Source organism: Amycolatopsis sp. WAC 04169, from assembly GCF_003947535.1.
Classification (GTDB): Bacteria; Actinomycetota; Actinomycetes; order Mycobacteriales; family Pseudonocardiaceae; genus Amycolatopsis; species Amycolatopsis keratiniphila.
Genome location: NZ_QHJI01000010.1, coordinates 305,944 through 329,891, shown reverse-complemented (window position 1 = coordinate 329,891; position 23,948 = coordinate 305,944). Strand labels below are relative to the sequence as shown.

Genomic DNA, 23,948 nt, shown 5'->3' with positions numbered 1-23,948 from the left:
ATGCGGCTATCATGATTCGGTATTTCACATACCTTCTCATCATCGCCCATGATAATCACATGACCGAGGAAGAGACCGAGATCGTCGCCCTCGTGGCCGAGTTCGTGGATCGCGAGGTCCGGCCCGTCGCGCGGGAGCTCGACCACACGAACACCTATCCCGGCGAACTCATCGACCGGATGAAGGCGATGGGCGTGTTCGGGCTGGCCGTGCCCGAGCCCTGGGGCGAGGCCCACGTCTCGGCCCAGTGCTACGCGTCGGTGACGGAGGAGCTCGCGCGCGGCTGGATGAGCCTCGCCGGCGCGATGGGCGGCCACACCGTCGTCGCGAAACTCCTTGCCACGTATGGCACGCAGGAGCAGAAGGACACGTACCTGCCGAAGCTGGCGACGGGCGAGATCCGCGCGACGATGGCGCTCACCGAACCCGGCGGCGGCTCGGACCTGCAGGCACTCCGCACCACCGCACGCCGCGAAGGCGACGAGTACGTCATCAACGGCAGCAAGACGTGGATCACCAACGCGCGCCGGTCCCAGCTGGTCGCACTGCTGTGCAAGACCGACCCCGCCGCCGAACCCGCCCACCAGGGCATCTCCGTCCTGCTGGTGGAAAAAGGGCCGGGTTTCGAGGTCTCGCGGGATCTGCCCAAGCTCGGCTACAAGGGCGTCGAGAGCTGCGAACTCTCCTTCGACGGCTTCCGCGCGCCGGTCACCGCCCTGCTCGGTGGCGTGGAGGGACACGGCTTCGCCCAGATGATGCGGGGCCTGGAGATCGGCCGGATCCAGGTCGCCGCCCGTGCCCTCGGCGTCGGCCGGGCCGCGCTGGAGGACTCCCTGCGCTACGCCCAGGAACGCGAGAGCTTCGGCAAACCGATCTGGCAGCACCAGTCGGTCGGAAACCATCTCGCGGACATGGCGACCAAACTCGAGGCCGCGCGCCAGCTGGTGCACCACGCGGCGCGCCGCTACGACTCCGGTGAACGCGCGGACCTCGAAGCCGGGATGGCGAAACTGTTCGCCTCCGAGGCCGCGATGGAGATCGCGCTCGACGCGGTCCGCATCCACGGCGGCTACGGCTATTCGACGGAGTACGACGTCGAGCGGTACTTCCGTGACGCGCCACTGATGATCGTCGGCGAGGGCACCAACGAGATCCAGCGCGGCGTGATCGCGCGCCAGCTGATCGAACGGCACCGCATCCCGTCCTGAACACCGAGGAAGGCTCCATGCGCCAACCACTCGAGGGAATCACCGTCGTCGCGCTGGAACAGGCCGTCGCCGCGCCCTTCGCCTCACGTCAGCTCGCCGACTTCGGCGCGCGCGTGATCAAGATCGAACGCCGCGGCGTCGGCGACTTCGCCCGCGACTACGACCGGACCGTGCACGGGCAGTCGAGTTACTTCGTCTGGCTCAACCGGGGCAAGGAAAGCATCGAGCTGGACATCAAGGATCCGGCGGACCGGGCGCTGGCCGGCGCGATGATCGGCCGGGCGGACGTCTTTCTGCAGAATCTCGCCCCCGGCGCGGCGGAACGGCTCGGCCTCGACGCCGCCACGCTGCGCGCGGACCGTCCGGATCTCATCCACTGTTCGATCTCGGGCTACGGTCCGGAAGGTCCATATCGGACGAAGAAGGCCTACGATCTGCTGGTGCAGTGCGAAACCGGGCTCGTGATGTCCACCGGGACGCCGGACACCCCGGCCAAGGCGGGGATCTCGATCGCCGACATCGCCACCGGGATGTACGCCTACAGCGGCATCCTCACCGCGCTGTACGAGCGCGAGCGCACCGGCGACGGGGCGAGCCTGCACGTCGCGATGCTCGACTCGCTCGGTGAATGGATGAGCCAACCCGCCTACTTCTCCCGCTACGGCCAGGAACCGCCGAGGCGCACGGCGGCGGCGCATCCGTCGATCTCGCCGTACGGGCCGTATCGCACCGGTGACGACCAGATCTTCCTGAGCGTCCAAAGTGAACGGGAATGGGTCGTGCTCTGCCGGGACGTCCTGGCGCGCCCCGGACTCGCCGAAGATCCGCGTTTCCGGACCAACGACGACCGCGTTCGCAACGACGGCGAGCTCACCGCGATCCTGGAAACGACTTTCACCGGCCTGACCGCGGACGAGGTCGGCGATCTTCTGGAGCGGGCCGGGATCGCCAACGCCCGGATGCGGACGCCCGAGCAGTTCACCCGGCATCCGCAGCTGACCGCGCGGAACCGGTGGCGCGCGGTGGAAACCCCGGCGGGCCCGCTGGAGGCGCTGCTCCCACCGGTCGAGGTCGACGGCCGCGAGCCGGTCATGGGGCCGGTACCCGCGCTGGGTGCGCACAACGAGACGATCCGGGCCGAGTTCGGCGCCCGGCAGGAGGTGCGAACGTGAGGGAAATCCTGCAGCCGGGCCCCGCGGAGGCGCTGGCCTCGCTGCTCGACGTCGACCTGCCGGATCTGGACCGCGACGGCCTGCCCCCGCTGTGGCACTGGTTCTACCTGCTGGACCGGCCCGCGCAGGCCGATCTGGGGCCGGACGGGCATCCGATGCGCGGCAAGGTCCCGGAGCCCGGGCGCCGCCGGATGTGGGCGGGCGGTCGCGTGCGGACGCTCGGCCCGCTGCGGTGCGGTCTGCCCGCCGAACGGCAGACGGAAGTGCTTTCCACGCAGGAGAAGCAGGGCCGAACCGGACGGCTGACCTTCGTCGTGACCGGCCACAGGATCGTCCAGGACGGCGCGGTCGTGGTCGAAGAGGAGCAGGACATCGTCTACCGTGACGCCGCTTCGGGGCAGGTCGAAGCGGCCGTCGAGGAGCCGGAAGTGCCGGTGGCCGAGGACGAATGGGCGATCGACGTCTCGCCGACGCTGCTGTTCCGCTTCTCGGCGCTGACCTACAACGCTCACCGCATCCATTACGACCGTGACTACGCCCGCGATGTCGAGGGCTATCCGGGGCTGCTCACCCACGGCCCCCTGCAGGCGCTCGCGATGGCCGAAGCCGCACGGCGGCGGGGGAGTGCCGGACGGCTGGCCTTCGACTACCGCCTCGTCTCGCCCCTGTTCGACCATCAGGGCATGATCGTCCGGGCAGACGAGAGCGGCACCGCCGTGCGTGATCGGCACGGACGGCGAACGGCGACCGGGACGATGCGGAGCCTCGGCCGATGAACGAAACCAGCGCGAAGACCTTCCTGTTCGTCCCCGGTCACCGGCCGGACCGCTTCGCCAAGGCCGCGGCCAGTGGCGCCGACGTCGTGATCCTCGACCTGGAGGACGCCGTCGCGCCCGAGCGGAAGGACGCCGCCCGCGAACACGTCCGGGCGTGGCTGGAAGAAGGCCATCGGGCGGTCGTCCGGATCAACGCCGCCGGAACCGCCTGGTACCACGAGGATGTCGCGAGTGTCGGCCGCGCGCTCGCGGTGATGCTGCCCAAGGCCGAGGACCCCGCCGAGATCGATTCCCTCGCCGGCCGGCTGCCGGGGGTCCCGATCGTGCCACTGGTGGAGACGGCGGCCGGGATCGCGAACGCGGTGGCGGTCTGCGGTGCGGACGCCGTGGTGCGGCCCGCTTTCGGCAGTGTCGATCTGGCCGCGCAACTCGGCGTCGATCACCGGTCGCACGAGGCGTTGCGGTACGCGCGCTCCGCGATCGTCGTCGCTGCGGCAGCCGCGGGCCGGGCGGCCCCGATCGACGGCGTCACCACGGCGCTCGACGACGAAGCCGCGCTCGTCGCCGATCTCGAACACGCCAAGACCCTCGGTTTCACCGGGAAACTCTGCGTGCACCCGCGCCAGGTCGCGGTCGCCGATCGTGAGCTGTCTCCGGGGGCGAGCGAAATCGAGTGGGCGAGAGGAGTGGCCGCGCTCGCGGGCGACGGGTCGGTGGCTGTGGCAGGCGGCCAGATGATCGACAAACCGGTCGAAGCCCGGGCCAGGGCGATCCTCGAGCGCGCGGGTGAGCCATTCCGACCAGCCGGATGACACCGACGGACCCTGGTGGGGCCCACCGGGCGGCGGTAGCGTTCCGGGCGGACTTTTCGTTACGGGTGAACGGAAAGGAAGCGTGGTCGGCGTGCACGAGCCGAAGGTGACGGAATTCGCGACCACCGATCCGGAACAGGCGTGTGCCCTGCTCGCCGAGGCGTACCGCGACAATCGCCTGCGGGTGCGCGGCAGCGTCGAAAGCTACCGTTTCGAGCACAACCGCTGCGACCTCGGGGGCATGCATTTCGACTTCCTGCACAACACGCTGACCACGGAGGTCGTCGTCCAGCCGCTGGGCAGGATGGTGCTGTTGCGGGTGCTGGACGGCGAGCAGGAACTCGACGACGGGATCAGCGACCGCAGGCTCGGTCCGGGAGACGTGTTCGCCGGCCCGCATCCCGGTCGCGAGTACCGGACGGGGCTGCACGGCACGCGGCTGCAGATCACCGGGATCGACCTCTCGCTGTTCGGCGGCATCGACCCGGCGCCCGTGGTGGAGCGGTTGTGTTACGAGCCGGTGAGCCCCGAGAAGGCCCGGCGATGGTGCCGGACGGTCGACTACCTGACCGCCTTGTTCACCGATCCGGGCGTGGAGAACGGCCCGCTGGTGCTCGGCGCGGCGGGCAGGCTGATGGCGGCCATGGCACTCGACACCTTCACCACGGGCGCGAGCGAAGACCGCCCGCTTGACCGCCGGGACGCCGTCCCGGAAACCGTGCGCCGCGCGGTCGCCTTCCTGGAGGCGAACCCGGACCTCGACCTCGGGGTCGCCGACGTCGCCCGCGCCTGCCGGGTCTCGGTGCGGGCCCTGCAACTGGCGTTCCGGCGGCATCTGGACACCACGCCCATGGCCTACCTGCGCCGGGTCCGGCTCGACCTGGCCAGGGCGGACCTCCGCGCCGCCGCACCCGGTGGCGGCACGACGGTGACGAGTGTCGCGGCGAAGTGGGGTTTCCTGGACGGCAGCCGGTTCAGCGCGCAGTACCGCGCGGCCTTCGGCGAACCGCCCAGTCACACCCTGCGGAATCACTGAGGGTTCGTTTTCGTCGGTGCCGGTATGCGTTCCGGGCGCTAGACCCGGCGGTCCGGACCCTGTTCCATGAGCGTGGCACCAGTACCGCCCAGACCCCGCTTACTGGTGTGTCGCGATCCCGTCGTACATCACCCGGCGGACCGCCCGGCTCATCGCGGCCTGCCGCTCCGGTGACGGATCGCGCAGTTCGGACAGGATCGACGCGAGGATCATCCCGTTGATCGCGCGGGCGGTGGAGTCCACGTCCAGGTCCTCGTGCAGATACCCGAGGCGGACGCCGTGGTGCAGATAGCCCGCGGTCAGCTCGGCGGCGGTCTCGTAGAAGTCCAGCACCCGTTCCCGCATCTCGGCGTCGATACCCGCCGCTTCGAGCAGGAGGAACCGGGCCATCCGCGGGTCGTCGCCGAAGATCCGGGCGAGCGCGTCGCCGATGCGCGCGCTCTGCTTGCGGTACTCGGCAAGGCTGTTGACCGCGTCCGGCGCGTTGTCCGCGGCCAGCGCGCCGACCACCTTCTCGACCAGGTCCGTGATGACGTGGTCGACGATGTCCCGCTTGTTCTGGAAGTACCGGTAGAAGGTGCCGTGCCCGATGCCCAGCCGGGCGGCGATGTCGGCGATCCCGGTCGCGTGGTAGCCCCGCTCGGCGAAGCAGTCGAACGCGGTCTCCACGATCTCGCGCCGTAGTTCCTGCTTCTTCCGTGCGGCCCTGCTGACCGGGATCTCCGTCGTCATTCCGCCAGCTTATTGCCTGACGCGTTCAAATGACATACCGTTCCGGAAATGACACGTCATTCCGCGAGAGCACTGGTGCTCGGCTGCGGCGGCACCTTGGGGTTCGCCTGGACGGCCGCCGTCCTCGACGCGCTGCACACCGAGGCCGGCTGGGACCCCCGGGAGGCGGACATCCTGGTCGGCACGTCGGCGGGGGCCGAAGCGGCGGCCATGCTCGGGGCGGGCATCCCCGCGAAGGCGATCCTCGACGCGGTGGCGGGCGCGCCCGATGGCGACGCCGTCGTCGCCGCGCATGTCCGCCGCGTTCCGGACAGGCTTCCGCCGGTGCCGTCCCCGCGCTGGCCCGCGGCCGGATTGGTCCGGGCCGCGTTGCGCCGTGACGTCGACACGCTCGCCGGTCTCGCGGGCCTCCTGCCCCGGGGCCGGGGCGACGCGAGCTGGCTTCATGAGCTCGGGGACGCGTTGGCGCCCGGCGGCTGGGTGCCGCATCCCGCGACCTGGCTGATGGCCGCGGACCTGACCGGGAAGCGGGTCGCGCTCGGCTCCCCGGACGCGCCACCCGTCCGCCTCGGCGAGGCGATCGCCGCGTCGTGGGCGATCCCCGGCTGGTTTCCACCGTCCGTTGTGGACGGACGGCCGTTGCTCGACGGCGGCACGGTCTCCCCGACCTCGGCCGATCTCCTGCTCGGTCACGACGTCGGCGAGGTCGTGCTGATCGCGCCGATGAGCAGCGAGGGCGGCGCACCGGCCCGCGGTGCGGCCCGGCTGGAACGGCTGCTGCGGACGGCGATGACCAGGCGGGTCGACGACGAGGCGCGGCGGCTGCGCGCGGCCGGTGTCCGGGTGGTGCGGATCGAGCCGGGGCCCGCCGATCTCGCCGCCATGGGCGCGAACTTCATGGACGGACGGCGTCGGGAGCACGTGCTCGCCACGGCGTCGAGGACGGCGCCCGCCCTGGTCGCCGAAGCCTTCGAACGAGAAGGAGTACGCGCATGACCAAGTACCCGCCTCTTGACCTCGACGGGGCACACGTGGCGATCACCGGCGCGGGGCAGGGCATCGGCCGCGCGACCGCGGAACGCATGGCCGCCCTCGGCGCGCGCGTCTCGATCGGCGACCTGGACCTCGAAGCCGCGAAACGGACCGCCGCCGGCATCGGCGGCACCGCGCATCATCTGGACGTCGCCGATCCGGCGTCGTTCGCCGCGTTCCTCGGCGAGGCCGACCAGGCGAACGGACCGCTCGCGGTGCTCGTCAACAACGCCGGGATCATGCCGAACGGCGGCTTCCTCGACCTCTCCGACGCCCTGAACCGGGCGACCATGGAGGTCAACGTCTTCGGCGTCGTCCACGGTATGCGGCTGGCGCTGCCCGGCATGCTGGAACGCGGGCGTGGGCATATCGTCAACGTCGCTTCGCTGGCCGGGAAGTTCCCGGTGAAAGGGCTGGCGATCTACAACGCCAGCAAGTTCGCCGTCGTCGGGCTGACCGCGGCGACCCGGCTGGAGTACGCGCCGCACGGCGTGAGCGTCTCGGCCGTGCTGCCGTCGGCGGTCGACACCGCGCTCGCCTCGGGGCTCGACATGCGGCCGATCCCGAAGGTGAAACCGGGCCGGATCGCCGACGCCGTGGTGGATTCCGTCCGCACCCGTGCCGCCGAGATCGCCGTGCCCGGCTACGTCGGCGCGCTCGCGACCCTCGCGGCCGTGACCCCCGAACCGGCGCTCAACGCGTTCCGCCGTCTGGTGCGGGACGACCGCGCCCTACGGCCCGATTCACCCGAGCGGGACGGCTACCGCGCCCGCCTCGACCAGGACACCCACCGGGAGGAAAACGCATGACCACGCAATACGACGCCGTCGTCGTGGGAGCCGGTTTCGGCGGGATGGGCGCGGCGATCCAGCTCAACCGGCTCGGCTACGACAACCTGCTCATCCTCGAACGCGAATCCGACCTCGGCGGCACCTGGCATGTGAACCGCTATCCCGGGCTGGCCGTCGACATCCCCTCGGCCACCTACTCGTACTCGTTCGAGCCGAATCCGCACTGGTCGCGGCTCTTCGCGCCGGGCGCGGAACTCAAGCGGTACGCCGAGCACGTCGCGGACAAGTACCGGCTGCGGCGCTACATGCGGTTCGGCTCGGTGGTCACCGGCGCGGTCTGGGACGAGGCGGACGCGCGTTGGAAGGTCACGCTCGCCGATGGCGACCCGGTCACCGCGAAGTACCTCCTCACCGCCACGGGATTCCTTTCCCAGCCGAAGAAACCCGACATCGCCGGGATCGACTCCTTCGGCGGCAAGGTCATCCACACCACCGCCTGGGACGACGAGTACGACCTCGCGGGCAAGCGGGTCGCGGTGATCGGCACCGGCGCGACCGCGGTCCAGCTGATCCCCGAGATCGCGAAGGTCGCGCGAGACCTCACCGTCTATCAGCGGACGCCGATCTGGGTGAGCCCCAAACTGGACTTCCCGGTGCCGAAGGCGGTCCGGCGCGCGTTTGCGGCGCTCCCGTTCACCCAGCGGGCCGCCCGGTTGACCGGGACCGCGTTGCTGGAGCTGATGATGGTCTCCGGTGTGCTGCACTACAAGCAGTTGCCGATGGCGAACCGGCTCGGCAAGCTGTGGTGCCAGGCGCATCTGCGCCGTCAGGTGCGGGATCCGGGGCTGCGCGAGGAACTGACGCCGCGCTATTCGTTCGGCTGCAAGCGCCCGACGTTCTCCAACGAGTACTACCCGGCCTTCACGAAGGACCACGTGCATCTGGAGACGACGTCCATCGCGAAGATCGACAAGAGCGGCATCGAGACCGCCGACGGGCGGCGGCGGGACATCGACGTCCTGGTGCTGGCGACCGGATTCGACCTGTGGGAGGCGAACTTCCCGGCGATCGAGATCATCGGGCGCGACGGCCGGGATCTCGGGAAGTGGTGGCGGGAGAACCGTTTCCAGGCCTACGAGGGCGTCGCGATCCCGAGGTTCCCCAACTTCATCTCGCTCAACAGCCCGTATTCCTACTCGGGACTGTCCTATTTCACCACCATCGAGACCCAGATGCGGCATATGGACCGGCTCTTCGGCGCGATGCGGCGGCGTGGCGCGACGGAGTTCGAGGTGACGCAGGAGGCCAACGACGCGTTCCTCGACCGGATGACCGAGCGCCTCGGCGACTCGATCTTCACGCTCGGGAACTGCGCCCCGGCGAACAGCTACTACTTCAACCCGCACGGGGAGGCGACGCTGCTGCGGCCGTCCTCCACGCTGAACGCGATCAAGGAGGCGCAGAGCTTCCCGATCGAGGACTACACGTTCGCGTAGGGTGCCGGAACCCCGCGCGGTCCCGGCACCCTTGGCGCCTACTGCTTGCGGAGCCGCAGCGTGACGGCCGTACCCGCGGCGGCGAGGAACACCGCGCCGAGCGCGTACGGCCACCACGGCACCTCGGTGTCGCCCACCGGGGCGGCACCGTAACCGCCGGCGGCACCGGTGCGGTCGTAGGCCGAGCCGGGCAGCTTGTCGCCGTAGCGGCTCTGCAGGGCTTCGCGGTAGGCGGCGAGCGACATCTTCTCGCCGGTCTTCGCCACCGACGAGCCGTCGAGGACGGTCACGGTGTCCCCGTCGACGGCGTACCAGGCGCCCGCCTGAGGTTCGCTCAGGAGGTAGCCCTTGCCGACCTGCGCCGCGAGGCGCTTCTCGACGTCACCCGAGGCGACGTTGTAGACCGACCAGCCCGAGCCCTCGCGCTGCGACCACACGGTCGCGGCGTCGCCGTTGCCCAGCGTCGCCGGGGTGGCGACGTAGGCGAGTTCGGCCGGGACGGTGGAGGTGCCGGCGATGAAGGCGGCGGTCGGCTGGTAGACCGCCACCGGTGTGCGCGGATCGGCCTTGGCGGTCTTGGCCGCGAGGGCCGTGTCCGCCTTGGCCGCGCCGGGGAACTGCGCCTTGGCGAGCCGCTGGGTGGTCGCGTCACTGGTGACCACTGTGGACACCGCGGCGAGGTCGGCGGCGGTGGGCGCGCCGCTGGGGGCGTCGGCCGCGGAGGACTGGCCGCCGAGCGCCAGCGACAGGCCGAGGGCGAGGATCGTGGCGCCGAGGAAGGTTCGCTTCATGGTTTCAGTCCTTGATCCCGTAGACGGTGTGGGTCCAGGTGAACGAGTTGTTGGACCGGTAGGCGCTGTAGCTCATCTGGTTGTAGCGGGGGCTGGAACCCCACGGGTCGCCGTAGTACACCGTCGTCGCGCCGTTGGTGTTGTCGTAGCCGTAGAGCACGTGCATGTGACCGCCGCCGTTGCGCCAGCCGATCCGGGTGCCGATCGGCTGCCGCGCGTCGACCTGGCTCTTGATGGAGGCGAAGGTCAGCGTCTGGCCCGAGGAGCTGTAGGTGCCGACGTTGCTGAACCCGAGCCAGCGGAACACGCGCTGCTGATCGCTCAGGTAGCCCTGGTTGTTCGCGCAGTCCGTACCGGACTCGTTGTGCGCGATCTGGCAGAACTTCGTCTGGGTGAGCGAGTGGCCCCACCAGGCGGCGATCGTGTTGCCACTGGCGTCCCAGCACCAGTTGCTCTTCTCCTGTGCCTGCATGTTGATCGGGATCGTGGTGGCCGCCGTGATGGCGGGTGCCGCGGCGGCGGGCGCCTGCAGGGCGACCAGCGCGGCGACACCGGCGCAGGCCGTGGCCAGCCCGCGCCTGAACGAGGTCTTCACCGTCGGAACACTCCTAACTGGATGGTCGAACGCGAAGCAAGCGCGGCGGCCACCCGTAAAGGGACAGGTGGGGACTTCGGCTACCCGAATGGGTGGTGGACCGGCGCGTGCAGGGGAGGTGCGCTGTGATGAAGTGACAGAGGGGCACTGCGAACAGTCTGAGATTCACCCTCCGGTGGTCTCATGGCAAGGTTCGCGGCAATACCTAAGGGTCCGTATTGCCGATGCGAGCGTCGGTGTCACCGCAGGTCGTCGTCGCCCGATCGAGTTAACCGTGCGGCGAACTTGTGACTGCGGTGGTGTGGACCAGCGGAAAGCGCGCGGTTCATGGTCACTGTTCGTGTTCCCGCCTTTCGGCGGGTGTCCGCTCGGTATGGTCCCGAGCATGCCGACGATCGGTACGGCACCGGTGTTCGTGGCCCGCGACACCGAATTGGCCGAACTGGTGCGCGTCGCCTCGCGCCCGCCGTCGGTCGCCGTCGTCGAGGGCGAACCGGGGGTGGGCCGGAGCCGGCTGCTCGAAGAACTGGCCGCCCATCCCGTGCTCGCCTCGCGCGTCGTGTGGTCCGCCCGGTGCGGTTCGTTCTCGCGGCCTTGCCGTCTGGCGCCGTTGGTCGACGCGCTGCTGGAGAAGAGCGCCGTGGCCGCCGCCCACGCGGCGGGCTTCTCCCCGGTGACCGGTGTCCTGCGGCGGCTCGTTCCGGAATGGTCGCCGTGGCTGCCGCCGTTCCCGGAGAACGCGGACGCGGAGACCGTCCGGCAGCAGGAGTTCCGGGCCGTGCGGGAGGTGTTGACGGGCTGCGGCCCGGCGGTCCTGGTGCTCGACGACGTCCACTGCGCGGACGACGACACGTGGGAATTCCTGCGCGGGCTCGCGGCTTCCCCGCCGGCGGCGCTGAGCGTGGTGGTCAGCGCGGCGATATGCGGGCCGCGACGATTCCCGCCACTGCGCGAGACCGCCGCGCATCTCTCGCTCACGGCGTTCACCGACGTCCAGGTACGGACGTTGCTGGACGCCTCCTTCGGCCGCTGCGCGCCGGATTTCGCCGAAGCGGCGCACCGGCGGACGTCCGGGATCGCCGTCGATCTGACGGCGCTGGTCCAGAGCGTCGGCGACACGGCCGAAGCGCTTTCGGTGGACAGACTGGCGTCGGCGACGGTGCCGCCGATCGTGCGCAGCCGGGTTTCCGGGCTGATGGAGGCGATCGGATCCGCCGCCAGGGACGTCGTCCGCGCGGCCGCGGTACTGGGATCGCCCGCCGGTGAGCCGGAGCTGGGCGCGGTCGCGGCGTCCGCGGGGATCGACGGCGCGATCACCGAAGCCGTGGAAGCGGGACTGCTGCGGGATCTCGGCCGTGGCCGCTATGTCTCGGGGAGCCCGCTGATCGCCGAAGCGGTCTACGCCTTGCTGCCCGGGCCTCAGCGGTGCGGGATGCACGGACGCGCCGCCGCCCGGCTCGCCGCGAGCGCCGAACCCTTCGCGTCGCTCATCGCCCGTCACGCGCGGCTGGCGGGTGACATCGCCGCGTGGACACAGTGGACCGGGGTCGCGGTCGACAACGCCATCGAAGACGGCCGGACCGAGGAAGCGAGCCGTCTGCTCGAAGCGGCCCTGCGGGACGCGGATCTGCCACGCACCGCGCGCGAATCGTTCGCCGTCCGGCTCGGCAGGGAACTGCCGCGCAGTATCGCGCACGCCGGAACGGTCCGGCTGCTGCGGGAGATCCTGCGCGAATGGCCGCTGAGCAAGGCCGCGCGGGGCGAGATCCGGGTCCACCTCGGACAGGTGCTGATCAACCAGGTGGGCAAGGTCGAAGCGGGCAGGCTCGAAATCGAACTGGGCGCGGCCGACCTCGGCAGGCGGCAGGCGCTGCTCGCCAGGGGGCTGGTCACCTTGGCGCTGCCGCATATCGGGACCGTCCCGGTCGAGGAGAACTTCCGCTGGCTCGACGAGGCCGAGCAGGTGAGCAAGGGGGAGCACGACGCCGGGCTGCTCGCCGCGATCACCGCCAACCGGCTTTCGGCGCGGATGCAGATCGCCGATCCGGAGGCCTGGCACGAGATCGCCGACCTGCCGCGGGCACCGGAGTCGGCCGAGGTCTGCCGTCAGGTCGCCCGCACCTACATCAACCTGGCCGACGCGGTGGCGTGGAACGGGCACTATCCGGTGGCGCGGGCCTACCTCACGACCGCGCGGCGGCTGATCCGCGACGACCACCAGCCCTATCTCGACGCGCTCGCCGACGGTACGGAGCTGCGCTTGGACCTCGCGATGGGGGAATGGGCGAGCGTCGCGGAGAAGGCGCGCGCGATGCTGACACGGGTCGACAAGGACGGTTCGCTGGCGGCCGAGCCGCTGCTGGTGCTCGGCTGGTACGAGTACGGGCAGCACCGGCCGACCGCGGCCCTGCGCAGTTTCGACGCCGCGTTCGCGCTGTCCGCGGGCAGTGTCCCGGTGCAGGCATCGGCGTACGCGGGCCGGGTGGCCGTCCATCAGGCGGGCAAGGATCTGCAGGCCGCCCGGCGCCTGGCCGGATTCGGCCTGGAAACCGTGCGCCGCAAGAACAACTGGGTCTGGGCGGCCGAGCTGATGCCGTTCGCCGTGCGCACCATGCTCGGGCTGGGACAGCACGTCGAGGCGCGGGAGCTGCTCGCGGAGTTCCGGCAGGGCATCGACGGCAAGGACGCCCCGGTCGCCAACGCGTCGGCGTTGTTGTGCCGGGGCATGCTCACGCAGGCGCGTGGCGAGACACTGGCCGCCGGTGAACTGCTGCTGGGCGCCGCGCAGGCCTACAGCGCACTGCCGCTCCCGTACTTCGCGGCCTATGCCGACGAACTCGCCGCCGGGTGTTTCTCCGAAGCCGGGGTGCGCGAGCGTGCCGTCGCTTCCTTCACCACCGCGGAGACGACGTACGCGGGCCTCGGCGCCGCCGTGGACGCGCTCCGCTGCCGGCGTTCGTTGCGCCGCTGCGATCCGGAGATGCCCCGGCGCGGACGCAAGGGCTACGGCGAAGCGTTGTCCCCGAGGGAGCTCGAAGTCGCCCGGCTCGCCGCCCAGAACCTGACCAACCGGGAGATCGGGGAGCGGCTGTTCCTCTCGCCGAGGACGGTCGAGATCCACGTCGGACGAGCGCTGCGCAAATTGGGATTGCCCTCGCGCACCGTCCTGACCGCTGATCTGCTCAGCGACATTCACTAAGGGCACGTATTCGGCGATTCGCTGGGTACGACGAGAGAAACCGCAGGTCAATGGCGGTTTCTTTAAATAGTGGAGCGAGCCCCGTAGTCCACTATTGTTCCGCTTCCGCCGTCGATCGACAGTTGTCGGGCAGTCGCGATTTCCCGGAAAGGAAGCACCGTGAGCAGAAAACGGATCTTCGGCGTGGTCGCCCTGACCATGGCCGCGCTGGCACCGGCGGCGGGTCTCGCCGGTGCGGAACCGGCCGACCCCCTTCGCGCCGTCTCCCCGACCGACGCCGCGCCCTTGCCGTCCGGCGGCGTCCACGGCCAGAGCATCGGCGGCTCGCCCGCGTCGGTCAAGGACTACCCGTATGTCATCGCCGCCCTGCGCGAAGGCGGTTCGAGGCCGAGGGGACAGAGCTGCTCCGGCTCCGTCATCGCTCCGCGAAAGGTCCTGGTCGCGGCCCACTGCAAGGAGCTGGCGGGCGAGAAGAGCGTCCTTTACGGACTCGACGATCTGAAGAGCGCGGGCGGCACACAGCTGAAGGCCGTCGACTACAAGGTCCACCCCAAGTTCACCCAGCCCTGGTACGGCTACGACGTCGCGGTGATCACCGTCGACGGTGACATCCCGGTGCCGCCCGGCGGCTACGCGAAGGTCGCCACCTCCGCCGACACCGGACTGGAGGCGCCGGGCAAGGACGGGTTCAGCCTCGGCTACGGCAAGAAGGACATCAACGACTCCACGCAGGACGTCACGCTGCACAAGCTGACCCTGCCGATCGTGAACGCGAGCCAGTGCACCGGCGTGGAGAACGGCGTCGACCCGAAGACGATGATCTGCGCCGGCTACTCCGACGGCCGCAAGACCGTGCTGCCGGGCGACAGCGGCGGACCGTTCGTCGTCAACGGCAAGGTCGTCGGCGTCACCTCCTGGAGCCGCAGCGATTTCCGCTGGTACAGCGTCTACAGCAGGCTCAACAACGACATGGGGGACTGGGTCGCCCAGCAGATCGGCGGCGAGCAGCCGGGTGACGTCTTCACCCTCGCGGCTTCGCCCTCGTCGGTGAAGGTGTTGCCGGGCAAGTACGTGTCGGCGAGTGTCACGAGCAAACCGGGCAAGAACGGTGCCGAGAGCATCACACTGTCCGCGTCGGGATTGCCCGAAGGGGCGAAGGCCACGTTCCAGCCCGCCACGATCAAAGCGGGCGAGGTCGCCAAGCTGACCATCGAGACCGCCGCCGGTACCCCGGAAAAGGCCTACCAGGTCACGATTTCCGGGAAGGGGACCACCGACACGGCCACCGCGGGGCTTTCGCTCACCGTCGGTGCGGGCGAACCTCCCGTCGGTGACCTGAAGGTGACGGTGAACCCGTCGTCCGGCACCGGCCGCGCGGGTTCGCTCGTGAGCGCCACCGTCACCGCGACCGGCGGCACGGGTTCGATCACGTTGTCCGCCAGCGGTTCCGGGCTGCCGGTCAACCCGTTCTTCTCGCCGCAGACCGTTTCGAGTGGCGGCAGTTCGACCATGCAGGTCTTCGCGCCGTTCCAGCCGGGCACGTATCCGATCACGGTGACCGCCAAGGACGGCGGCGGCAAGACCGCGACCACCACGTACACCCTCACCGTCCAGTGACCTTCGCCGAAACAGAGGTGACTTCCCATGCGTGACAAGACGAAAACGCTGCTGGCGCTCGGTCTGCTGAGCCCGCTGCTCGCGCTCGGCGCCGGATCGGCCGTCGCCGCCGAAGCCGAAGGCACGGTGATCCCCGCCAAGGAGCATTACGGCGACCAGTACATCGTCGTCCTCCACGACGTCGCGGCGGCCGGACAGACGGCGTCCACCGAACTGGCCAAGCGCTACGGCGGGGAGGTCCGTTCGGTGTGGACGGCGGCTCTCCGCGGGTTCTCGGCCAAGAGCATGACCGCGGCCGAGGCACGCAAACTGGCCGCGGACCCGTCGGTCAAGGCGGTGTACGAAGACGGCACCGCGCGCGGTACCGGCACCCAGCAGAACCCGACCTGGGGGCTGGACCGGGTCGACCAGAAGAGCCTTCCGCTCGACAAGGCCTACACCTATCCGAACGACGGCGCGGGCGTCACCGCGTACGACCTCGACAGCGGTATCAACCCGTCGAACCCGGAATACGAAGGCCGCGCCAGCCTCGGCAAGGACTTCATGGGCGGGGACGGCTCCGACTGCCACGGGCACGGCAGCCACACCGCGGGCACGATCGGCAGCAAGACCTACGGCGTCGCGAAGAAGGTCAAGATCGTCGGGCTGAAGGTGCTGGGGTGCAACAATTCCGGTCCGGACTCGGGCATCATCGACGCCGTCGACTGGGTGACGGCCAACGCGAAGAAGCCCGCCGTGGCGAACATGAGCCTGACGATGGACGCCCCCGGGGTCGGGGACGACGCGGTGAAGCGGTCGATCGCGTCGGGTGTCGTGTACGGGGTGGCGGCGGGCAACGCCTCCACCGACGCCTGCAACACGAGCCCGGCCCGGGTGCCCGAGGCGATCACGGTCAACGCCTCGGACTCCGCCGACAACCGGTCCTCGTTCTCCAACTACGGAAGCTGCACCGACATCTTCGCGCCCGGCACGAACATCACGTCGCTGAGCCCGAGCAGCGGCGGCTCCGCGGGGATGAGCGGGACCTCGATGGCGACGCCGCACGTCGTCGGCGCGGCCGCGCTCTATCTCTCGGCCAACCCCGGCGCCACTCCGCAGCAGGTGCGGGACGCGCTGGTGAACGGCGCGACCGCGGGTGTCATCAAGAACGCGGGCAGCGGTTCGCCGAACAAGCTGCTGAACGTGTCGTTCATCGGCAGCGGCGGTCCCGGCCCGAACTGCGGGGCGAAGTCGAACACCACGCCGGTGTCCATTCCGGACGCCGGGGCGGCCGTGACCAGTTCCGTGACCCAGGAAGGCTGTGACGGCAAGGCTTCCGCGTCCTTGTCGGTCAAGGTGGACGTTTCGCACACCTACAGCGCCGACCTCGTGCTCGACCTGATCGGGCCGAGCGGCAAGGCCTACCGCCTGAAGGACTCCGGCGGTGTCGGCTCGGCCGAGGGCGTGCACCAGACGTTCACCGTCGACGCCTCCGCCGAAGCGGCCAACGGCACCTGGAAGCTGAGCGCCCAGGACGTCTACCGGTTCGACACCGGCAGCATCGACGGGTTCACCGTCACGTTCTGAAGTCACTGAGACTCGCCGGCAGGGGCGGGGAGGGAAACACCGGCGGGGCCGCTTCGGCGGCTCCGCCGGTGTTCGTTCGCGACACGGCTTGGCCTCGCTTGGTCGCGAACCGCGCGTTCACTCGCCTGCGCGGGGGCACTGCGGGTGGCTCCGTGGGGCGCGTTGCGAAAGCCACTTTCGCAACCTTCAACGTTGCGAAAGTGGCTTTCGCAACGCGCCGCGCCGCCCAGCGAGGCAGGCGGGCAGGCCCTTGGCAGCTTCCGGCCACCGGGGACACCGCACCTTGACATGAAGGTAAGCACACCCTTAGTTTCCCCCTATAACTTTCCCAAGGGGGCGAGATGCCGAACATCGGTGGCCGCCCGGCCATGGTCGCGGTGGACGACATCGTGCGGGCCGGCCGCGAGCTCGGGATGCGCAGGCTCAGCGTCAAGGCGGTCGCGGTCCGGCTGGGGGTGACCGCGACCGCCCTCTACCGCCACGTCGAGAGCCGGTGGGGGCTGGAGCGGCTGGTCGGGGAGAGCATCCTGGCCGAGCTGCGGCTCCAGGACGATCCACGGCACGACCTCGAACGGCATCTGCTGTCCTTCGCGCTGCAGATGCGGGCCTTCATGCTGGAGCACCCCGGCCTCGCCGGGTATCTGCAACTGCTGTTCCCGCGCGGCGACGGCGGCCAGCGGCTGCTGAACATCGAGGTCGACGCGCTCGTCCGCCGGGGTTACGAGCCCGGCGCGGCGATCGTGCTCAGCGGCGCGGTCGCGTCGATGACCATCGCGATGACCGCCTCCGAGGAGAACAGTGCGGCCGCCGAGGAGGCCGACGGCGAGGGGCTGGACCGGGAGAGGCAGGCGGTCCGCGACCGGTTGTCCCGTGACGACCGGCTCGCCGAGCCGTCCGCCGCGTTGCCGCAGGTGCCGCGGCCCGAGTACGTACGGCTGCTGCTGACCGCGTCGATCCGCGGGTTGATCGGGTCGTGTCCGCCCGGCAGGCCGGTCGCCGAGATGGTGGCCGATCTGGCCGCCACGGGGGAGGGGTTGTGATGGCGCGCGGATTCCAGGGCGCGGTGATGCGCGGTTTCGGGGCCAGAGACCACGAAGCGACCGTCGTCGAGACAGCGGAGATCACGCCGAAATTCGTGCGGGTGCGGTTCGTTTCGCCGACGTTGTTCGAGGACGTCGTCGTGGAGCCGGCGGCCTGGCTCCGGTTCTGGTTCCCGGATCCGGAAGGCGGCACGACGGAGTTCCAGCGCGCGTACACGCTCACCGAGGCCGACCCGGAAACCGGCACGTTCGCGATCGACGTCGTCCTGCACGAGCCCGCCGGCCCGGCGTCGCGCTGGCTGCGTGAGGCACGCCCGGGCGCGAAGGTTCCGGTGATGTCACTGGGTTCCTCGTCGTTCTCGGTCCCCGCCGAACCGCCCGCCGGCTATCTGCTGATCGGCGACTCCGCCTCGATCCCCGCGATCAACGCGATCCTCGAGGTGGTCCCGGCCGACCTGCCGATCGAGCTGTACCTCGAAGAGCACGACGAGACCGACAGGCTGATCCCGCTGGGCGGGCATCCGCGGCTGACCGTGCACTGGGTGCCGCGCCTGGACGCGACTTCGCTGGCCGCGTCGATCGAGACGCGCGACTGGTCGGACTGGCAGGCGTGGATCGCGACGGAAGCCGGTTCGTTCAAACATCTGAAGGCGCGTTTGCGTGAGGCGTTCGGTTTCCCCAAGTCCGAGGTGCACGGCCGGGCGTACTGGTACTACGGCCGCGCCATGGGTGCTTTCCGCGGAGAAAAGGAAGAACCGGCCGAAGTCCCGAAGCCCGTCGAGCAGGCGCCGAAGGGGGCATGGCGCGCGCAGGCGGCAGGACGGCTGCTCGCACCGGTCCGGCGGACGTTGATCGTCGCCGCGATCCTGCAGGCCGTCGTGACGCTGATCGGTCTCGCTCCCTTCGTCCTGCTGGTGGAACTGGTCCGGCGGCTGCTCACGGGCGGCGAATCGCTGTGGGCGCTCGGTGTCTCGGCGCTGGTCCTGCTCGGCGTGGGCACCCTGCTGGAGTCCGCGGTCGTGCTCTGGTTGCACGCGGCCGACGCGCGGTTCGCCCGCGACCTCCGGCAGCGCCTGCTCGGCAAGCTCGCGCGCCTGCCGCTGGGCTGGTTCACCGCCCGGGGATCGGGCACGGTCGCGAAACTCGTGCAGGGCGACACGCTGTCGCTCCACTACCTGGTCACGCACGCCGTCCCCGACGCGGTGGCGGCCGTCGTCGCGCCGGTCGCGGTGCTGGTGTACCTGTTCGCGGTGGACTGGCGGCTCGCCCTCGTCCTGCTCGTCCCGATCCTCGTCTACCTCGTCACCACGTCGATCATGGTCGTCCAATCCGGACCCAAGACCGGCCAGGCGATGCGCTGGGCGGAACGGATGGCGGGCGAGGCGGGCGCGTACCTGGAAGGCCAGCCGGTGATCCGCGTGTTCGGCGGCGCCGCGGCTTCGTCGTTCCGGCGGCGGCTCGACGAGTACATCGGTTTCCTCGGCGACTGGCAGCGCCCGTTCACCGGCAAGAAGACCATGCTGGACTTCGCCACGAGACCCGCCACCTTCCTGCTCCTGATCACCGGTACCGGCACGTTCATGGTGGCCGGCGGCGGTATGGAGCCGGTGACGCTGATCCCGTTCCTGGTGCTGGGCACCACTTTCGGCGCGCGGCTGCTGGGTATCGGCTACGGCCTCGGCGGCGTTCGCGAGGGAATGCTGGCCGCGCGCCGGATCCAGGTCGTGCTCGACGAACCCGAACTGTCCACAGTGGAGATTGATGCCTGCGACGGCGTCGAGCCGGGCACCGTGGAACTGGACCGGGTGGACTTCGCCTACCGTTCCGGCGTTCCAGTGCTGGAGAACGTTTCCCTGACCTTGCGGCCCGGCACGGTGACCGCGCTGGTCGGTCCGTCGGGAGCGGGGAAGTCGACCCTCGCCGCCCTCGTCGCGCGTTTCCACGACGTCACCGAGGGAGCGATCCGGGTCGGCGGCCGGGATGTCCGCGCCTTCGCCGCCGACGAACTCTACGGCCGCGTGGGGTTCGTGCTCCAGGATCCGCGACTCGTCCGGGGGACCGTGCGGGAGAACATCGCCCTCGCCGTCCCCGGCGCCACCGAAGAGCAGGTCGTCGCCGCGGCCCGGGACGCGCAGATCCACGAGCGGATCCTCCGGCTGCCCCAGGGATACGACACCGTCCTCGATGCCGGGTCCCAGCTGTCCGGTGGGGAACGCCAGCGGGTGGCCATCGCCCGCGCGATCCTCGCCGACGCCCCGGTCCTCGTTCTCGACGAGGCGACCGCTTTCGCCGATCCCGAGTCGGAGTATCTCGTGCAGCGAGCACTCGACCGGCTCACCGCGGGCCGCACCGTCCTGGTCATCGCCCATCGCCTGCATACGGTCACCGGTGCCGACCAGATCGTCGTCCTCGACCGCGGGCGGATCGCGGAAAGCGGGACCCACGAAGAACTTCTGGCCTCGGAGGGGCGGTACGCCCGCTTGTGGCAGGCAGGCGCCGGTGCGGGGGTGACCGCGTGATCCGCACACTGCTGGGCCTGATCCCCGCGACGAAACGCCCGGCGTTCCGGCGCTATGTCGTGCTCGCCGTGCTTTCGGTGCTCCTGCGCGCCGCCGGTGTCGTCCTGCTGGTGCCGTTGGTGGGTGCCTTGTTCGGCACGAAGCCTTCGGACGCGCTGCCCTGGCTCGGTGCGCTCGCGGCCTTCACCGCGGCGGGCTGGGCCGTCGACGCCGTCGTGGGGCGGCTCGGGTTCGAACTCGGCTTCGGGGTGCTGGACCACGCTCAGCACGACGTCGCCGAGCGGCTGACGAACGTGCGGCTGTCCTGGTTGGACGGTGAGCACACCCAGACCGCCCGGCAGGCCATCGCCGCCACCGGCCCCGACCTCGTCGGCCTGGTCGGGTACCTGCTCACCCCGCTCATCGGCGCGGTCCTCCTGCCGATCGCGATCGCGCTGGCCCTGCTGCCGATCGCCTGGCCGCTCGGCGTCGCCGCGCTGGCCGGGGTCCCGGTCCTGCTGGGCGCGCTGTGGGCGACCGGGCGGATCACCCGCCGCGCCGACCGGGTGACGGCGGAGGCGAACACCACGCTGACCGAACGGATCGTCGAGTTCGCCCGCACCCAGCAGACGTTGCGTGCCGCACGCCGCGCCGAGCCCGCGCGCAGCCACGCCGGCGCCGCGCTCGCCGCGCACCACGGCGCGACCGTCCGGCTGCTCCGGCTTCAGATCCCGGGGCAGGTGCTGTTCGGCGTCGCCGGTCAGCTCGCGCTGGTCCTGCTCGCGGGGACGACCGTCCTGCTCGCCACGCGAGGCGAGCTGTCCGTGCCCGAGGCCGTCGCGCTGATCGTCGTGATCGCCCGGTACCTCGAACCGTTCACCGCGCTCGGGGATCTCGCACCCGGTATCGAGACCGCCACCACCACGCTCGGCCGCATCCACACCGTCCTCACCGCGCCCATTGCCGCCGAGGGAGAGGCCGCCGCACCGGCCAAGGCGCCGCGGATCCGGTTCGAGAAGGTCGGTTTCCGCTACTCGCCGGACACCGAGAACGTGCTGGAGGACTTCGACGTCACCCTGGAACCGGGGACGACGACCGCGATCGTCGGGCCGTCCGGCTCGGGCAAGAGCACCGTGCTCGCGCTGCTCGCCGGTCTGCACCGGCCCACGAGCGGGCGTGTGCTCGCCGACGGCACGGATGTCGCGGAATTCCGCCGGGATCTCGTCACCTTCGTCTTCCAGCAGCCGTATCTCTTCGAGGGATCGGTGCGGGACAACGTGCTCGCCGGGGATCCCTCGGCGAGCGACGAGCGGGTCGCCGAGGTCGCCGGGCTCGCCAGGGTCGGCGAACTGCTGGAACACACGGCCGTCGGCGAGGCGGGCACCGCTCTTTCCGGCGGCGAGCGTCAGCGGGTGTCCATCGCCCGCGCGCTGCTCAAACCGGCGCCCGTCCTGCTCGTCGACGAGGCGACCAGCGCGCTGGACACCGAGAACGAGGACGCCGTGGTCCGCTCGCTCAGCACCGACCCCGTGCCGCGGACGCGGGTGATCGTCACCCACCGGATCGCCGGGATCCGGCACGCCGACCGGGTGCTCTTCCTTGAGGACGGACGGATCACCGAATCCGGCACGGTCGAAGAACTCCTTGCGGCGCAAGGGCGTTTCGCCGATTTCTGGCGGCGGCAGCTCGACGCCACCGGCTGGCGGATCACCGCGGGATGACCCACACCCAAGGCGAGCCGGAATGGGTCGTCACCCGCGACGGCAGACGGCTCCACGCGATGGTGCATCCAGGGCCGGAGGGCTTCACCGGGCCGACGGTCGTGTTCGAAGCGGGCGCGGCCGCCACCCGGTCGTCCTGGGCGGCGGTCCAGCCGGAGGTCGGCCGCCACACCCGCGCGATCGCCTACGACCGCTCCGGGCTCGGCCGTAGCGCCCCCGACCCGGGCGGCCGCACGCTGCGCCGGATGGCCGACGACCTCAACGACGTCCTCGACCATTTCGGCCCGGGGCCGTACATCCTGGCCGGGCACAGCGCGGGCGGGCCCATCGTGCGGCAGGCCGCCGCCCGCCGTCCGGAACGGATCGCCGGGCTGGTGCTGGTCGACCCGACCGACGAAGCGGCTGAAGTGCTCTTCGGCCGGGTCTTCCGCACTGGTGAACGCGTCATGCTCGGGGTCAGCGGTGTGCTCGCGCGGCTGGGCCTGCTCAAGGTCGTCTTCCGCGGGCTGCTGCGGGACATCCCGGACGACGTCCGCCGCGACCTCGAACGGGAGGCGTTCACCGTCGGGACGACGCGGACCCACCGGGAGCAGGCCCGCACCTTCCTCGACGAACTGGCCCTCTGGCGGCATGATCCGCCGGAACTCGGGGACATCCCGCTCACGGTCGTGTCCGGCGGCCTCGGCGGCGGGATGAGAGCGCGGGCGAACGCGTCCCACGTCCACCGGGTGACCCGTTCGCCCGCCGGCAGACACGTGATCGCGGAGCGGTCCGGGCACTACGTCCCGAAGACCGAGCCCGAGGTGATCGTCCGCGAGATCCTCAGGATGACGTGAGCGCCCGCCGCAGATCTTCGTAGGTCGGGGCGAGCGTCCGGAGGGTCGCGGCGGCCCGTGTGTCGTCCTCGACGACGAGGTCGTACTGCAGGGAGCCGATCAGCCGCGCCTGCGTGGTGAGGACGGCGGCCGCGGCGTGGTGGCCGACCCGGCGCAGGCAGGTCGCGGCGTCGTTCGTCCGCCGGGCGCCGAGGCGCACCACGAAATGGACGAGCAGCCCACGCAGTTCCGGATCACAGCCTCCTTCGATCCGGGCGGCGAGCGCGAGTGCGGCGTCGCCGTTGCCCACCGTGCCGGGCGGGAGCCCGGTGTCCTCTTCACCACCGAGCCGCCTGATCGCGCGGGGGAGCGCCGCGAGGATCGCGGCTTCTTCCGAGACGACGGTGTGCCGCACGAAATTCGTCCGCATCGTGTGCGGTTTGCCGTAGGCGACGGTTTCGGCGAGCCAGGCGGCGGCGAAATCCTTCCGCGGGATCCGCGCGTACGGATATCCCTGCGGGTCGTGGGCGGTGACGGATTCGTCGTCCGCGTCGAGCGCGACCAGGAAATGGTCGGCGCCGATCGGACCGGTCATTCCCGGCTGGTGGCGCAGGTGCCCCATCTCGACCGGGCCGATCAGGACCGGCCCGCCGGGAAGGCTCTCGGCGAGCCGGGCGAACGCGGCGTCCGGATCCGGCTCGCTCTTCGTTTCCGCGCGCCAGCCGAGGGCGTCGAGCGCCTCGCCGATGCCGAGATCGGGATCCCAGCCGAAGGCGTCGAAAAACGGCAGCGTCCCGCCGACCAGTTGCATGCCGAAGGGGCTGCCGGTCACGGTTTCGAGCACGTCGGGGCCCGGAGCCTCCGGGCCGAGCAGCATCGCGAGGGAATGGGTATAGCAATAGGGGCCGGAGCCGCGATAAGGAGTTTCGATCACGTGTTCGACAATGCCGGATTTCGCGCCGGAACGCCACCCTCGCCATTGTCCGTTGTGGACGGTGTCTCATCACCCGTCCGGGGGTTTCGGGGCCACTCAACGGGTTTTATCCAGGGG

At 70.5% G+C, this 23,948-nt stretch carries 19 protein-coding genes; 15 read left to right on the top strand and 4 right to left on the bottom strand.

Annotated elements, in window-relative coordinates:
- Positions 1 to 59: 59 nt before the first annotated feature.
- From DMC61_RS28895 to DMC61_RS28875, 5 genes are all read left to right on the top strand, one after another.
- Positions 60 to 1,208 (top strand): acyl-CoA dehydrogenase family protein, encoded by a 1,149-nt coding sequence (locus DMC61_RS28895; protein WP_125692918.1) that lies wholly within the window; start codon positions 60 to 62, stop codon positions 1,206 to 1,208.
- Positions 1,209 to 1,225: 17 nt separating this feature from the next.
- Positions 1,226 to 2,380 carry a CaiB/BaiF CoA-transferase family protein gene (locus tag DMC61_RS28890; protein ID WP_125692916.1) on the top strand — a complete coding sequence of 385 codons (1,155 nt, stop codon included), beginning with the start codon at positions 1,226 to 1,228 and terminating at the stop codon, positions 2,378 to 2,380.
- Positions 2,377 to 3,156, top strand: a complete 780-nt coding sequence (locus DMC61_RS28885; protein WP_125692914.1) for a MaoC family dehydratase N-terminal domain-containing protein — start codon at positions 2,377 to 2,379, stop codon at positions 3,154 to 3,156. The genes DMC61_RS28890 and DMC61_RS28885 overlap by 4 nt, the downstream gene beginning before the upstream one ends.
- Positions 3,153 to 3,968, top strand: coding sequence for a CoA ester lyase (locus DMC61_RS28880; protein ID WP_125692912.1), 816 nt, complete (start codon positions 3,153 to 3,155; stop codon positions 3,966 to 3,968). Before DMC61_RS28885 ends, DMC61_RS28880 begins: the two co-directional genes overlap by 4 nt.
- 91 nt (positions 3,969 to 4,059) lie before the next feature.
- Positions 4,060 to 5,004: an AraC family transcriptional regulator gene (locus tag DMC61_RS28875; protein WP_125692910.1), complete on the top strand. Its 945-nt coding sequence runs from the start codon at positions 4,060 to 4,062 to the stop codon at positions 5,002 to 5,004.
- A 99-nt stretch (positions 5,005 to 5,103) separates the two neighbouring features.
- Here DMC61_RS28875 and DMC61_RS28870 read toward each other — a convergent pair whose 3' ends face one another.
- Entirely contained in the window at positions 5,104 to 5,736 is a 633-nt protein-coding gene (locus DMC61_RS28870; RefSeq protein ID WP_125692908.1) for a TetR/AcrR family transcriptional regulator, read from the bottom strand.
- Between the two features lie 48 nt (positions 5,737 to 5,784).
- On the opposite strand from DMC61_RS28870, the gene DMC61_RS28865 reads away from it, so the two are divergent.
- The 3 genes from DMC61_RS28865 to DMC61_RS28855 are packed head-to-tail and all read left to right on the top strand — an operon-like array spanning position 5,785 to position 9,055.
- A complete protein-coding gene (locus tag DMC61_RS28865) occupies positions 5,785 to 6,732 on the top strand; it encodes a patatin-like phospholipase family protein (protein WP_233594991.1) in 948 nt (315 codons plus the stop codon).
- A complete protein-coding gene (locus tag DMC61_RS28860; RefSeq protein WP_125692906.1) occupies positions 6,729 to 7,577 on the top strand; it encodes an SDR family oxidoreductase in 849 nt (282 codons plus the stop codon). The genes DMC61_RS28865 and DMC61_RS28860 overlap by 4 nt, the downstream gene beginning before the upstream one ends.
- Positions 7,574 to 9,055 (top strand): NAD(P)/FAD-dependent oxidoreductase, encoded by a 1,482-nt coding sequence (locus tag DMC61_RS28855; RefSeq protein ID WP_125692904.1) that lies wholly within the window; start codon positions 7,574 to 7,576, stop codon positions 9,053 to 9,055. Before DMC61_RS28860 ends, DMC61_RS28855 begins: the two co-directional genes overlap by 4 nt.
- 38 nt (positions 9,056 to 9,093) lie before the next feature.
- On the opposite strand, the gene DMC61_RS28850 is transcribed toward DMC61_RS28855, so the two are convergent.
- Both DMC61_RS28850 and DMC61_RS28845 read right to left on the bottom strand, forming a co-directional pair.
- Positions 9,094 to 9,846 (bottom strand): hypothetical protein, encoded by a 753-nt coding sequence (locus tag DMC61_RS28850; RefSeq protein ID WP_125692902.1) that lies wholly within the window; start codon positions 9,844 to 9,846, stop codon positions 9,094 to 9,096.
- Positions 9,847 to 9,850: 4 nt separating this feature from the next.
- On the bottom strand, positions 9,851 to 10,441 hold the full coding sequence (locus DMC61_RS28845; RefSeq protein ID WP_016335241.1) for a papain-like cysteine protease family protein: 591 nt from the start codon (positions 10,439 to 10,441) through the stop codon (positions 9,851 to 9,853).
- Positions 10,442 to 10,826: 385 nt separating this feature from the next.
- On the opposite strand from DMC61_RS28845, the gene DMC61_RS28840 reads away from it, so the two are divergent.
- The 7 genes from DMC61_RS28840 (at position 10,827) to DMC61_RS28805 (ending at position 22,918) form a co-directional block, all read left to right on the top strand.
- The gene (locus tag DMC61_RS28840; RefSeq protein WP_233594990.1) at positions 10,827 to 13,640 is read left to right on the top strand and encodes an AAA family ATPase; all 2,814 of its coding nucleotides are present in this window, start codon (positions 10,827 to 10,829) and stop codon (positions 13,638 to 13,640) included.
- 159 nt (positions 13,641 to 13,799) lie between these two features.
- Positions 13,800 to 15,257, top strand: a complete 1,458-nt coding sequence (locus DMC61_RS28835; protein WP_125692898.1) for a serine protease — start codon at positions 13,800 to 13,802, stop codon at positions 15,255 to 15,257.
- A 27-nt stretch (positions 15,258 to 15,284) separates the two neighbouring features.
- Positions 15,285 to 16,823 (top strand): S8 family serine peptidase, encoded by a 1,539-nt coding sequence (locus tag DMC61_RS28830; protein ID WP_125692896.1) that lies wholly within the window; start codon positions 15,285 to 15,287, stop codon positions 16,821 to 16,823.
- Between the two features lie 341 nt (positions 16,824 to 17,164).
- Positions 17,165 to 17,863, top strand: a complete 699-nt coding sequence (locus DMC61_RS28820; RefSeq protein ID WP_125692892.1) for a TetR/AcrR family transcriptional regulator — start codon at positions 17,165 to 17,167, stop codon at positions 17,861 to 17,863.
- Positions 17,863 to 20,382, top strand: a complete 2,520-nt coding sequence (locus DMC61_RS28815; protein WP_125692890.1) for an ABC transporter ATP-binding protein/permease — start codon at positions 17,863 to 17,865, stop codon at positions 20,380 to 20,382. Before DMC61_RS28820 ends, DMC61_RS28815 begins: the two co-directional genes overlap by 1 nt.
- On the top strand, positions 20,379 to 22,082 hold the full coding sequence (locus DMC61_RS28810; RefSeq protein ID WP_125692888.1) for an ABC transporter ATP-binding protein: 1,704 nt from the start codon (positions 20,379 to 20,381) through the stop codon (positions 22,080 to 22,082). Before DMC61_RS28815 ends, DMC61_RS28810 begins: the two co-directional genes overlap by 4 nt.
- Positions 22,079 to 22,918: an alpha/beta fold hydrolase gene (locus DMC61_RS28805; protein WP_125692886.1), complete on the top strand. Its 840-nt coding sequence runs from the start codon at positions 22,079 to 22,081 to the stop codon at positions 22,916 to 22,918. The genes DMC61_RS28810 and DMC61_RS28805 overlap by 4 nt, the downstream gene beginning before the upstream one ends.
- On the opposite strand, the gene DMC61_RS28800 is transcribed toward DMC61_RS28805, so the two are convergent.
- Complete coding sequence (locus DMC61_RS28800) at positions 22,905 to 23,831, bottom strand: hypothetical protein (protein ID WP_233594989.1); 927 nt, start codon at positions 23,829 to 23,831, stop codon at positions 22,905 to 22,907. The two genes, DMC61_RS28805 and DMC61_RS28800, sit on opposite strands and share 14 nt — an antisense overlap.
- Positions 23,832 to 23,948 lie beyond the last annotated feature (117 nt).